Raw genomic sequence first — 12,842 nt, 5'->3', positions numbered from 1 at the left:
GTGGTCGTCGCCCGCTTGGCTTCCGTGCAGGAAGGAGCGGGCGATTTGTTATCTGGCCTCGCAGCCTTGCGTGCGGTTTCATCGTCGAGAAGCTCGAGGCCACTATCGAGAGGACATGGTCATGAGCAGGAGCAACGCTTTATTGCCGTTACTCGGCATCAACAAGCCCATCATTCAAGCGCCGATGGCCGGTGTCACGACGCCTGCTCTCGCGGCGGCGGTATCGAATGCGGGCGGACTGGGGTCGCTCGGCGTGGGCGCGATGAACGCCGAAGCGGCGCGCAAGGTTATTCGTGAGACGCGCGCGCTGACCGACAAGCCGTTCAACGTCAACGTGTTCTGTCATAGCCCGGCTAAAGCCGACGCCGCTCTGGAAAGCACGTGGATCGAATGGCTCGCGCCCGTCTTCGCGCGATACGGCGCCACGCCGCCCGCGCGGCTCAGCGAAATCTACACGAGCTTTGTCGTCGATGAAGCCATGCTCAAGGTCTTCGTCGAAGAAAAGCCGGCTATCGTGAGCTTTCACTTCGGCCTGCCTTCGAAGGACTATATCGATGCCCTCCGTAACGCGGGCATCAAACTGATTGCATCTGCAACTAATGTGAGTGAAGCGGAGCAAATCGCAAAAGCGGGTATCGATGCGATCGTCGCGCAAGGCATCGAAGCGGGCGGGCATCGCGGTATCTTCGACAGCGAAGCCGACGACGATTATCTCGGCACCTTCGCCCTCACGCGTTTGCTCGTGCGCAAGTTCGACGTACCGGTGATCGCGGCGGGCGGCATCATGGATGGCGCGGGAATCGCCGCCGCGCTCGCGCTCGGCGCGCAGGCGGCGCAGCTTGGCACGGCTTTCGTTCCGACCACCGAGTCCGCAATCGATGCGGGATATCGTCGCGCGCTTCTGAGCGATGCCGCGAATCGCACCACGCTTACCGCCGCGATATCGGGCCGCCCGGCGCGCAGTCTCGTCAACAAGTTCACGGAACTCGGGCGTGAGGCAAACGCACCGAACAACCCCGCGTATCCCGTGACTTACGACGCGGGCAAGGCGCTGCATGCGGCGGCCAAGGCACGAGGCGAGTTCGGCTATGGCGCGCAATGGGGCGGGCAGGCGGCCGCACTCGCGCGCGAAATGTCCGCTGCGGAATTGATGGCTCGGCTCGAAGCGGAACTCGATGAAACGATCGAATCCTTACAGCGTTATTCGCGTTGAATAGCGGATTCGAGCAAAGCGTCATCACCTCGGCGCTGTAAAGCTTAGTCGAAACGCTTCGTTGGTCGGATGGGCAGTCGATGCTTCAATGTTTCGGTCGCGTTCTTTCGCGGCTTGCCCACGATATCCGAAACCAACGGAGCAACCGATGTCCGATTCCGCTACGCTCGACCACGATTCCGTCCGTCAGCCCGCCGCCACGCAGGAGCCTTTCCAGGTCCGTCCCATAGGCGGCCGCATTGGCGCCGAAGTGCGCGGCGTGACGCTCTCAGGCGATCTCGACGATACCGCCATCACTCGCATCAACGACGCGCTGCTCAAGCACAAGGTGCTGTTCTTTCGCGGCCAGTCGCATCTGGACGACGCTTCGCAGGAAGCGTTCGCCGCGCGTTTTGGCGACACCGTGGCGCATCCCACGGTGCCTTCGAAGGAAGGCACGAGCCGTCTGCTCGAACTCGATTCGAAGCACGGCACGCGCGCCAATTCATGGCATACGGATGTCACTTTCGTCGATGCCTATCCGAAGATTTCCATCCTGCGCGGCGTGGTGATCCCGCCTGCCGGCGGCGATACCGTGTGGGGCAACACCGCCACCGCCTACAGCAACCTGCCGCAGCCCTTGCGCGATCTCGCCGACAACCTCTGGGCGTTGCATTCGAACGCCTACGACTACGCAGCCACGCGCAACGCGCCCGACACCGAGACGGAGCGCGAGTACCGCAAGCAGTTCACCTCCACGCTCTACGAGACGGAACATCCCGTGGTGCGCGTGCATCCGGAAACGGGTGAACGCACGCTCGTGCTGGGTCACTTCGTGCAGCGCTTCGTCGGGCTGTCGCAGCGCGATTCGGACCGACTGCTCGAAATCTTCCACGATCACATTCAGCGCCTCGAGAACACGGTGCGCTGGCGCTGGACCCAAGGCGATGTCGCGATCTGGGACAACCGCGCGACGCAGCACTACGCGGTGGCGGATTACGGCGATGACCACCGCGTCGTGCGTCGCGCGACCGTTCACGGCGACGTGCCCGTTTCCATCGACGGCAGAAAGAGCCGCACCGTCAAGCGCGAAGCACGCGCCTGAACGCCCTCACTGGCGATGACGCGGGTCATCGCCAGTCGATCATCGAATAACGCCGAAGGACAAGATGACAACGAGATTCGCGCGCTTCGCGGGCGCTCTTTTGTACGCCGCATTCGTTTCCATCTCGCACGCCGCGGCGCCGGAAACGGTGCGCATCGGCGTTGCGCAGCAGGGCGCGGGCGACCCGCCCACGTTCGGCGGCTCGCCTGCCGCCACCGCGCAATTGCAGCATCGTGTCGAGGATGCATTGCAGGGCGATCACATCAAGGTCGAGTGGATCTTCTTCAAGGGCGCGGGTCCGGCCGTGAACGAGGCGCTCGCCAACAAGCAGATCGACTTCGCGTATCAGGGTGACTTGCCCGCCGTGCTCGGACGCGCGAACGGCCTGAAGACGCACTTGCTGCTCGAATCGAATGTGCGCGCGGGCGTGTATGTCGCGGTGCCGCCGGACTCCGACATCAAGTCGGTGAAAGACCTCAAGGGCAAGCGCGTGGCGATTTTTCGGGGCACGAATCTGCAGCTCGTCGCGGATAACGTGCTCAAGGAAAACGGCCTGACCGAACGCGATCTGCGCGTCATCAATCTCGATACGGCCGCGGCGCAGGCAGCGCTTGCGTCGAAGGGCGTCGATGCCGTGTTTCTCGACTACTCGCTCTTCAAGTTGCAGCGCCAGGGTCTCGCGAAGATCGTTTATGCGTCGCGCGATGGCGGCATGCAACTGACGCGGCAAGCGCATCTGCTCGTACTCGACGACTTCGAAAGCGCGCATCCCGACGTGGTGCAAAAGGTCGTGACTTCGGTGGTGCAGGCCGCGCAATGGTCGTCCGACGAAGGCAATCGCAATGCGCTCTTCACGTTGTGGTCGAAGAGCGGCGTGCCGTCGGAGTCGTGGGCATCGGAGTATGCGAATCAGCCTTTGAAGGACCGCAATTCGCCGCTCATCGATCCATTTGTGCAGGCACGCTATCAGTCCGTCGCCGATGACGCCTTGCGGCTGAACCTCATTCGCCAACCTGTCAGCGTGAACGGCTGGTTCGAGCCGAAGTATCTCGATCAGGCGCTCAAGTCGCTCAAGCTCGAAAGCTACTGGCCGCGCTTCGATGCGTCGGGCAAGCCGGTCGCCTGACCCGCTTCTTTCTTAACGGAGAACTTCCGATGGCGAATGCTCTCTCGCGTGTGCTGGTGCCGGCGGCACGCCGCAACGCTTCGGTCGCGCGCGCATCCGGCGGCACGGCGCGTTCGCTTGGCTGGGCCGTATTGCCGTGGCTTCTGCCGCTCGCCTGCGCGTTGCTATGGGTGCTGGGCTCGCGTTTTGGATGGATCTCCGCGCAGGTTCTGCCGCCGCCCTCGCTGGTCTTCGATACCCTTGCCGCGCTCATCAAGAGCGGCGAACTATGGATGCACTTGGGCGCGAGCATGTCGCGCGCGGCTGTCGGCTTTGGCGGCGGCGTGGTGCTCGGCATTCTGCTAGGCGGCGTGCTCGGCCTGTCGCGCACGGTCGAGGCGTATGTGCTGCCGAGCTTCAACGCGATCGTGCAGGTGCCCGTGCTCGGCTGGCTGCCGTTTCTGATGATCGTGGTGGGCATCGGTGAGCCGTTGAAGTATCTGCTCATCGGTCATGCCGCGCTCGTGCCGGTGACCCTGAGCACCTTGCAGGGCTTTCGCAGCACGCCGCCCGAGTTGCGTGAGGTCGCGGCGGTGTATCGCTATACGCGCTGGCAAACCATTTTGCGTCTGGTCTTGCCCTCGTCGGTGCCGATGATCGGCACGGGCATTCGCCTCGCCTTCACCAAAGCATGGCTGACGCTCGTGGTCGTGGAACTCGTGGCATCGTCGGAAGGGCTCGGCTATCTGATCGTGTACGGACGCCAGCTCTTTCAGCTCGATCTGGTGCTGGCTTCGGTCTTGATCGTGGGCGCGGTCGGCTATGTCGCCGATCGCTTGTTGACCGCGCTCGAGCGCAAGTTGCAGCGCGGCGCGGTCTAGGAGCGGCCGATGTCATCGATAGAACTCGAAGCAGTCCCGCGTGTCGCCGTGCCGAAGCGCTGGCGCGGCTTCGTGCTGCCGCTCGCGGCGCTGGCGATATGGTGGCTCGTATCGCGCGATGCCAAGCCCGCCCACAGCATGATGGTGTCGCCCGCGCAAGTGCTGCATGTCGCGTGGGAACAGTTGCGTAGCGGCGCGCTGGCGCGTGCGTTGTCGGCGTCGCTTGCGCGGGAGTTGACGGGCTTTGCGATCGGCACTTCGCTCGGGCTCGCGCTCGGCGCGTTGCTGGGTGTGTCGAAGCTCGCGAATCGCGCCATTGCGCCGAGCTTCAACACCTTCAAGCAAGTGTCGCTGTTCGCGTGGATTCCGCTCATCTCCGTGTGGTTCGGTCTCGGCGATGTCGCGAAGGTCGTGTTCCTGTCGCTCGCCGCGCTGGTTCCGGTCGTGATGCATACGAGCGACGGCATCCGCGCCGTGCCGCCGCGTTTTCTCGAAGTGGCGCGCGCGTATCGCTACGGCAAGTTGCAGACGCTCGCGTTCGTGGTGCTGCCGGCCGCGCTGCCTTCGATCTTCACGGGCATCTATCTCGCGCTCATCTATTCGTGGCTCGCGACGCTCGGTGCGGAGTATCTGCTCGTCGCGGGAAGCGGGATCGGCAATACGCTCGTGGATGGCAGCGAGCAGTTTCGGATGGATCTCGTCGTATTCGGCGTGATCGTCGTGGGAATAACGGGGTGGGCGCTCAACGCGCTCGCGCGTGCGGTGCAGCGGCGCTGGTTCAGCGAAGCGCGCGCGGCTTGAGGAGAATGACGATGGCAGCGATACCAACGATGGCAACGGACACGAGCGGCCTCGCGCTGCGGCGGGTGAGCAAGCGTTATGAGGGCGATGCAGGTGCGCCCGTGCTGGATCGTATCGACCTCTCGATCCGAAGCGGCGAGTTCGTGAGTATCGTCGGGGCGAGCGGTTGCGGGAAGTCGACGCTCTTGCGGTTGATCGCAGGCCTCGATGCGTCGTACGAAGGCGAAATCGAATTCGGCGGCGAGCGCGTGGTCTCGACGGATCTTTCGCGCGGCATCGTGTTTCAAGATCATCGTCTGTTTCCATGGCTGAACGTCGAACAGAACGTCGCGGTGGCCTTGCGCAACGCGCCTTTGAGCAAGCACGAGAAAGCGCGTGCGGTAGCCGAGCATGTGGCGCTCGTCGGCCTCGAGGGGTGCGAGGGACAGTATCCGCATCAGCTCTCGGGCGGCATGGCGCAGCGTGTCGCCATTGCGCGAGGGCTCGTCAACCGGCCGCGTTTGCTCTTGCTCGATGAACCGTTCGGCGCACTCGATGCGCTCACGCGCGCACGGCTCCAGGACGAACTGCAACGCATCTGGGCGCAGGAGCGCATCACGATGGTCCTCGTCACGCATGACGTCGAGGAGGCGGTGCTGCTCTCGGATCGCATCGTGGTGATGGAAGCGCGTCCGGGACGTATCGGCGAAATCGTCGATGTCGACCTGCCGCGTCCGCGCAAGCGCGGCAGTCTCGATGTCGTCGCGCTCAGGGACGGTATTCTCGAAGGGTTCTTTCACGAAGCGTAGAAGTACTGCCAGACAGCGCTCGTCGCCGTCGCCATCGCCGTGAAATAAAAATCGAACGGATTCGACGGCGAGTCAAGGCTTATATTCGTGAAGTGGCCCGCGCGGGCCGTTTATGTTCAACACTCTGGCTGACCGCTCGCGTCACGCCATACATGTCTGCCCGCCTTGCACGCACGCTTCGACGCCCGTTGCGCGCGCGGTAATATAGACTGATACCTTTGTTCTTCGAGGCGGTCCATGACCAGCAAGCACGCAATCGACGTCCGTCTTACGGAACATCTCGCGGTTTTCGTCAGGGCGCGCTCAGGCCTTGCTCGCGAAGCCGGACTTCTCCCAGAGGCAAGGCGCCTGGACCACAGCGACAATGCGCCGATGCGGGAGAAGTCATGACACCGGCAACCGACTTCCCCATTGTCGGCGTCGGCGCGTCCGCGGGCGGCGTCGAGGCGCTGGAAGGCTTCTTTCGCGGCATGCCGGAAAAGCCAGGCCTCGCTTGCGTGATCATCACGCACCTGAGCCCGGACCGTATCAGCTTGTTGCCGGAGATTGTTTCGCGTTTTACGCCAATGCAGGTACACGCGATTGCCGAAGGCGAGCCGATCGTGATCGATAGCGTCTATCTCTTGCCGCGCGATGCCATCGTCAGCGTCTCGAACCGGACCTTGCACGTGCAGTCACTGGACAAGCCGCGTCGCGAGCGCAAGCCGATCGACCATTTTCTGAGCACGCTCGCGCTCGATATCGGCGAACTGTCGGCAGGCGTCATTCTCTCGGGCGGCGATTCGGACGGCACGCTCGGCATCAAGGCCATCAAGGAGCGGGGCGGACTGACGCTCGCACAGGTTGCGGACGGCTTCGGACCGCATCACCCGGACATGCCCAATAGCGCCATTGCCACTGGCCTGGTCGATTTCGCCGTGCCGGTCGACCAAATGGGCGCGAAGCTCGCGAGCTTTGCCGCGGGCGCCTTCAGGCTCGATTCCGTCGTGGAAGAGCCCGAAGTCGAAGCCGCCGCGAAAGCATTCGACGAGGCGCGAGAAGCCATCTACGGCATCTTGCGCGATAACGTCGGACACGACTTCAGCGGCTACAAGGTCAAGACTTTTTCGCGGCGGGTGCAGCGGCGCATGCAGGTCCGGGCGATGGCAACTCCGGAGAGTTATGTAGCGCGGCTCGCGGCCGATCCGCAGGAAGTGACGGCACTGTTTCGCGATCTCTTGATCAACGTCACGAGCTTTTTCCGCGATGAGCACGCGTTCGAGAGTCTCGCCACACTCGTCCTGCCGAAGCTTTTCGAAGGCCGCACCGCCGAGGATGTCGTACGTGTCTGGGTGCCGGGCTGCGCCACGGGCGAGGAAGTGTATTCCATCGCCATGCTGATGTCCGAACAGATCGCAGGTGTCGAGAAGGCGCCGCGCATCCAGATCTTCGCCACCGATATCGACGACGGAGCGCTCACGGTGGCGCGTGCGGCGCGCTATCCGCTGGCGTTGCTCGACAATGTATCGCAAGAGCGGCGCGACCGTTTCTTCGTGCCGGACGGCAGCAGCTTCGTGGTGGCCAAGGAAGTGCGCGAACTGTGCATCTTTTCGCCGCACAGCGTCATTCGCGATCCGCCTTTCTCACGCATCGATCTCGTGTCGTGCCGCAATCTCCTCATCTACTTCGGCATCGAGGTCCAGAATCAGGTCATTCCGACCTTCCACTATGCGCTGCGCCCGGACGGTTTTCTGTTCCTCGGCCCGTCGGAGAACGTGAGCCAGTTCGACGAGTTGTTCGTTCCGCTCGACAAGAAGCATAGGCTTTTCAAGCGCCGCGCCGATGTCGTGTCGCAAGTGCGTCTGCCGCTCGCGGTATCCGCGCTGACTATCGGCCATCTGTCCGCGTTGACGCCGAGCCGTCCGCCCCTGGGCGGCGCCGCGCTGCGCCTGGCTGTCGACGGTCATATGATCGACCGCTTCACGCCGCCGCACGTGCTCGTGACGCGCGATGGCGATGTCGTCTACTACTCGGGCCGCACCGGCAAATATCTCGAGGCAGCGCCCGGCATGCCGACGCGCCAGCTATTCGCAATGGCGCGCAAGGGGCTGGGCCTCGACTTGCGCTCGGTGTTTCGCGAAGCGGTCGACTCGGGCCGCACGATCGCGCGAGAGGGGGTGGTGGTCGAAGGCGAGGACGGCCGTGTACAGGTGATCAATCTGACCATCGAGCCGCTCGTCCAGCAAGCGCCGGGTGAGCGCATGTATCTCGTCGTGTTCCAGGACCAAGGGCCCGTGCTCACGCGCGAAGAGGCGCTTGCGCGCGCCGAGGCCATGCACGACGGCACCGCGGAGCAAATCGAAAAGGAACTACGGGATACCCGTGAACGCCTGCAATCGATGATAGAGGAATACGAGACCGCGCTCGAAGAACTCAAGTCGTCGAACGAAGAGTTGGTTTCGGTCAACGAGGAACTGCAATCGTCGAACGAAGAGCTGGAGGCGTCCAAGGAAGAGCTCGTCTCGCTCAACGAGGAGCTGCACACCGTCAATCTGGAACTGAATGGCAAGATCGACGCGCTCGACCGCTCGAACAGCGATCTTCACAACCTGTTCGAAAGCACGTCGGTCGCCACCGTGTTTCTCGACCGGCAATTTTCCATTCGCTCATTTACCCCGGCAATGGCCGATATCTTCCATATCCGTCCGGTCGATCGCGGGCGTCCCATTTCGGAGCTCGTCAGCCGTCTCGACCTTCCGGGGCTGGAAGAAGGCATCCGTGAGGTATTCAGGAGTCAGGAAACACGCGAACAGCAGGTCAGCAGCAAGGATGGGCTGAATCATTTCCTCGTGCGTCTCGCACCTTATCTCAACGGCGATCGCAAGATCGACGGTGTGGTCATTGCTTTCGTCGATATCACGGGAATGGTTCATGCTGAAGGTAGACAGGACGTTTTGATTGCGGAACTGCAACACAGGACGCGAAATCTGTTGTCGGTGATTCAGTCGATCGCGCAACAGACGCTCTCGGGCGACGAAGCGCTCGACACGTTCACGAGTCGCCTCGCCGCGCTTGGCAGGCTGCAGGGCTTGATCGGCGAAGCGAACGGGCATCTGATCAATTTGGGTGACATCGTTCGCCTTGAATTCGAGGCGCTCGGTGTCGGCAGCAGCGACAGGGTCTCGGTGAGTGGACCGGTCGTGCCGCTCGGCTTTCGCAACGTTCAGACGATCGCGCTCGTGCTTCACGAACTCGCGACCAACGCGCTCAAGTACGGCGCGTTGAAGCATAAAGGCGCACGGCTCGTCGTCAGCTGGATTGTCGAGAAAAGAGAGTCCGGGCCGGAATGGCTCGTTCTGGACTGGATCGAAAGCGGTGTGCGCATCACGCCCGAGGACAAGAAAATCGGCTTCGGCCGGCAACTCATCGAGAAAGCGCTTCGTTTCACGCTACACGCTCGCACCGAGCTGGACTTCAACTGGGATGGGGTTTCGTGTCATATCGAGATCCCGCTGCGACCAGCGCATATGCACGGCAGCAGTCCCTAGGGGGTCCGAAAATGGCAGTAGTCGGGACACCGCTCGAAGGTTTGAGCATCTTGGTCGTGGAAGACGATTACCTGGTGGCGCTCGCGCTGTCCGCGTTGCTCGAAATTGCAGGGGCAATCGTCGTCGGGCCGGTGGCGTGGGCGCAGGACGCGCTGGCGCTTCTCGACGACGACGAACATTACATCGACGTTGCTATTCTCGACATCGACCTCAACGGCGAGAAGTCATACGCCGTAGCAGATGAACTGACGCTGCGTGAGATCCGCTTCATCTTTGCAACCGGGTACGGTGTCGATTCGATCGATATCGCCTACCGGCATCATCCGCGTTGTCAAAAACCCTTCGATCATCAAACGCTCTTCAACACGCTCGCACTGAGCGGGCGTTGAAGAGCCGCGCTCACCGTTTCGGCTTGCCCGAAGTGAATGCTGCCACCGCGTCACGAAAAGCCGCGCTTCCATAGACTTCCTCGATAATGTCTTCGTCCGCGAAGCTCTGGTCGATCACGATGCGCCGCAGGCTCTCCTTTACCGCCTTCTGCGTGATTGGCGACAACGCCATGAGCCGCTCGGCAAGCGCATGCGCGCTGGCATTGAGCGCGTCTTTCGTCACCACCGAATATACGTAGCCGCACGCCAGGACCTCGTTCGCTGCGAGAAAGTCGGCGAGCATCAGCATGCGCTTGACGCGCGGCACGCCGAAAGCCGCATGTAGCCGCGCGATATTGCGCGACGAAAGCGTGTTCGAGAGCGTCTCGGCAATCGGTGCGCCGAAACGGGAGTTTTCGCTGCACACGCGAAAGTCGCAGGCAGTGGCGAGCGCGAGACCACCGCCGACCGCCCAGCCATCGATCACGGCGAGCGTGGGAAGCGCGATGCGCTCGACTGTATCGATCACGCGCTCGACCAGCGCTTCGTAGGCCACGCCATCGTGTCCGCCGCGAAAGTTCTTGAAGTACTCGATATCCGTTCCCGCGATAAACGACTTGCCGCCCGCGCCGCGAAAGAGAATGCAGCGCACGTCTTTATTGCGCTGGCATTCGTCGATACGCGCGAGCAGCGCTTCGTACATGGGAATCGACATGGCGTTGTGACGCTCGGGCCGGTCGATGACGATCTCCGCCGCGCCCGATGCATGCAGCGTAAGCCGGACATGTTCGCTCATGGCTTCATTCCACTGGTTCCGTTGATCTCCGCGAAGATCTCTTCGTTATGTTCGCCGAGCAGGGGCGGATGGCGGCGCACGGTCTGCGGCGTCCCGAGCAGCTTGACCGGAAAGCCGATGTTCTTCACTTTGCCTTCGTGCGGATGATCGATTTCCATTGCCATGCGGCGATGCGTGGCATGTTCGCTCTCGAATGCTTCCGGATAAGTCAGGATAGGGCCGGCTGGAATGCCGGCCGCGAGCAGGGTATCGACCCATTCCGCGCTGTCGCGCTTGGCGAACTCCTCTTCGAGCACTTGGATCATGGCCTCGCGGTTTTTCAGGCGCAGCGAGACGTTCGCATAGTCGGCGTGGTCGATCAGATCGGGCCGCTCCAACAGCCCGCACAGCTTCGTCCACAGCTTCTGGTTAGTCGCGCCCATCACGAAGTAGCCATCGCGCGCCTTCACGGCCTGATACGGCGCGCTCATCTTGTTGCTGGTGCCAAGCGGTGTCGGCGGCACGCCCGTGCCCCAGTATTCCGACATGTCCCAGATCGAGAAGGCCATGACGGAATCGAAGAGAGAAGCGTCGATATGCTGACCGACGCCCGATTTTTGCGCGCCGATATAAGCCGACAACAGCCCCGACACCGCAAAGAGCGCGCAGCCGATATCCGCCACCGGCACGCCCGCCTTGACCGGCTTGCCGCCGGGATATCCCGTCACGCTCATGACGCCGGACATGGCCTGAGCCATCAGATCGAAGCCGGGCCGCGTGGACCACGGGCCGCTTTGCCCGAAGCCCGAGATGCTCACATAAACGATCTTCGGGTTGATCTCCCGGATCGACTCGTAATCGATACGAAGCCGCTGCACCACGCCTGGCCGATAGTTCTCGACGATTACATCGGCAGTCTTCGCGAGCTTGTAGAAGAGCTCGCGGCCTTCGTCGCTCTTCAGGTCCAGCGTCACCGAACGCTTGTTGCGGTTCATGTTGAGAAAGCCCATGCTGTCGGGCCCTTTCATCTTGAAGCCCATCGCGCCGCGCGTCTGATCGCCTTCGGGCGGTTCCACCTTGATGACATCCGCGCCCATGTCGGCGAGCAGCATGCAGGCGAACGGTCCTGCCATGACCTGGCTTACGTCGAGCACGCGGATTCCGTCCAGGGGGAGAGGTTTTGTCTGGGTCATGTCGATTGGTTCGGTGGAGAAGGGCTTCGACCTGCGGCGCGGGTCATGCCTTCACTTTCGACCACCGCTTGCAATGCCGCAAGGCTTGCGCGGGCAAGGCTGGCTTCGCAATTCGCGAAAGCCTCGAGCGTGCTTCCTCGTTCAGACTAGTCGCGTTCGGCGAGCAGCTCGGCCACGACGCGTTGAAGCGTCTGTTCCTGAGCGTGACCTTCGACGCAAGAAAGCACGTAGCTGCGCTTATGCCAGTCGCCTGCAATCTCCTGCGACGCAATCGCGCGTTCCGGGTGAAAGCTGCGCAGCACAGCCGCGGGCATGAGGCCGACGCCCAAGCCCTGACGCACCATCACGAGCATGGTGTCGAAGCCGCTCACGGCGTAATTGTTCGCGAAGAGTCGTCCCCGGCTCTGATGTGCGCGTTGCAGCGCGGACAGAATGGCGGAGCCTTTGCCGAGACTGATCACGGGCAAGTCCATGATCTCGTCGATACCGAGCGGCGCATCGTCGAACTGAAAATGTTCGGTGCTATACACGAGTTCGAGCCGGTCTTCGCGATACGGCACGCGGTCGAGGTCGAGAAAGCCGCTCTTCTTTTCGTAGATGCCGATATCGATGACCTTGTCGCGCAACAACTGCTGAACGATTTTGCTGTTCTCTTCCTGAACCATGAGCGAGATGCCGGGATGCTTGCGCTGAATCCCGGCGATGGCGCCCGCCAGAAACTGCATGACCACCGCCTTCGGAGCACCGATGATGATGCGCCCGTGGCGCCCTTCCTTGAGCGCGCGCGCATCGCCTTCGAGACGGTCGATCAGATTGTCGATCTGGCGGATGTAGAGCAGCAGCTTCGCGCCCGGCTCGGTGAGCTGCACACCGTGCGGAACGCGCGTAAAGAGCTTCGCGCCCAGTTGCGCTTCGAGGTCCGATACGCGCCGCGAGGCGGCGGCCACCGCGAGACTGAGCTTGTCCGCGGCGCGCGAGATGCTGCCTTCGTCCGCGATGGCGAGAACCAGACGGATGGTGGTCGTATCGAATTTCACTAAGGCTCCGTTTTGTCGTGCTCGCGAATGTGAAGTGTCCGCGAAGGCCCACCGGACAGGCAAACCCGGT

11 protein-coding genes are annotated in these 12,842 nt (G+C 62.4%); 8 read left to right on the top strand and 3 right to left on the bottom strand.

All coding sequences use genetic code 11. The annotated features are described in order from the left end of the window. Positions 1-121 precede the first annotated feature (121 nt). From P9250_RS10050 to P9250_RS10015, 8 genes are all read left to right on the top strand, one after another. Complete coding sequence (locus P9250_RS10050) at positions 122-1,213, top strand: nitronate monooxygenase (protein WP_310392699.1); 1,092 nt, start codon at positions 122-124, stop codon at positions 1,211-1,213. 148 nt (positions 1,214-1,361) lie between these two features. Further along, positions 1,362-2,297 carry a TauD/TfdA family dioxygenase gene (locus tag P9250_RS10045; RefSeq protein ID WP_250468609.1) on the top strand — a complete coding sequence of 312 codons (936 nt, stop codon included), beginning with the start codon at positions 1,362-1,364 and terminating at the stop codon, positions 2,295-2,297. 64 nt (positions 2,298-2,361) lie between these two features. Further along, positions 2,362-3,423, top strand: a complete 1,062-nt coding sequence (locus tag P9250_RS10040; RefSeq protein WP_310392697.1) for an ABC transporter substrate-binding protein — start codon at positions 2,362-2,364, stop codon at positions 3,421-3,423. A 29-nt stretch (positions 3,424-3,452) separates the two neighbouring features. Then, positions 3,453-4,283 (top strand): ABC transporter permease, encoded by an 831-nt coding sequence (locus tag P9250_RS10035; RefSeq protein WP_310392695.1) that lies wholly within the window; start codon positions 3,453-3,455, stop codon positions 4,281-4,283. A gap of 9 nt (positions 4,284-4,292) precedes the next feature. Beyond that, positions 4,293-5,084 carry an ABC transporter permease subunit gene (locus P9250_RS10030; protein WP_310392693.1) on the top strand — a complete coding sequence of 264 codons (792 nt, stop codon included), beginning with the start codon at positions 4,293-4,295 and terminating at the stop codon, positions 5,082-5,084. A gap of 20 nt (positions 5,085-5,104) precedes the next feature. Then, the gene (locus P9250_RS10025) at positions 5,105-5,872 is read left to right on the top strand and encodes an ABC transporter ATP-binding protein (protein ID WP_250469491.1); all 768 of its coding nucleotides are present in this window, start codon (positions 5,105-5,107) and stop codon (positions 5,870-5,872) included. Between the two features lie 386 nt (positions 5,873-6,258). Continuing rightward, positions 6,259-9,399, top strand: coding sequence for a CheR family methyltransferase (locus P9250_RS10020; RefSeq protein WP_250494199.1), 3,141 nt, complete (start codon positions 6,259-6,261; stop codon positions 9,397-9,399). An 11-nt stretch (positions 9,400-9,410) separates the two neighbouring features. Then, the gene (locus tag P9250_RS10015; RefSeq protein ID WP_250468600.1) at positions 9,411-9,788 is read left to right on the top strand and encodes a response regulator; all 378 of its coding nucleotides are present in this window, start codon (positions 9,411-9,413) and stop codon (positions 9,786-9,788) included. Between the two features lie 10 nt (positions 9,789-9,798). Here P9250_RS10015 and P9250_RS10010 read toward each other — a convergent pair whose 3' ends face one another. The 3 genes from P9250_RS10010 to P9250_RS10000 all read right to left on the bottom strand — a co-directional run bounded on the left by P9250_RS10010 (position 9,799) and on the right by P9250_RS10000 (position 12,772). Further along, the gene (locus tag P9250_RS10010; RefSeq protein WP_310392687.1) at positions 9,799-10,563 is read right to left on the bottom strand and encodes an enoyl-CoA hydratase; all 765 of its coding nucleotides are present in this window, start codon (positions 10,561-10,563) and stop codon (positions 9,799-9,801) included. Beyond that, positions 10,560-11,735: a CoA transferase gene (locus tag P9250_RS10005; RefSeq protein ID WP_309958340.1), complete on the bottom strand. Its 1,176-nt coding sequence runs from the start codon at positions 11,733-11,735 to the stop codon at positions 10,560-10,562. Before P9250_RS10005 ends, P9250_RS10010 begins: the two co-directional genes overlap by 4 nt. A 146-nt stretch (positions 11,736-11,881) precedes the next feature. Then, positions 11,882-12,772 (bottom strand): LysR family transcriptional regulator, encoded by an 891-nt coding sequence (locus tag P9250_RS10000; protein WP_310392685.1) that lies wholly within the window; start codon positions 12,770-12,772, stop codon positions 11,882-11,884. Between the last annotated feature and the right edge of the window lie 70 nt (positions 12,773-12,842).

It is taken from the genome of Caballeronia sp. LP006 (assembly GCF_031450995.1).
GTDB lineage: Bacteria > Pseudomonadota > Gammaproteobacteria > Burkholderiales > Burkholderiaceae > Caballeronia.
This window is presented reverse-complemented; position numbering and strand designations above follow the sequence as displayed.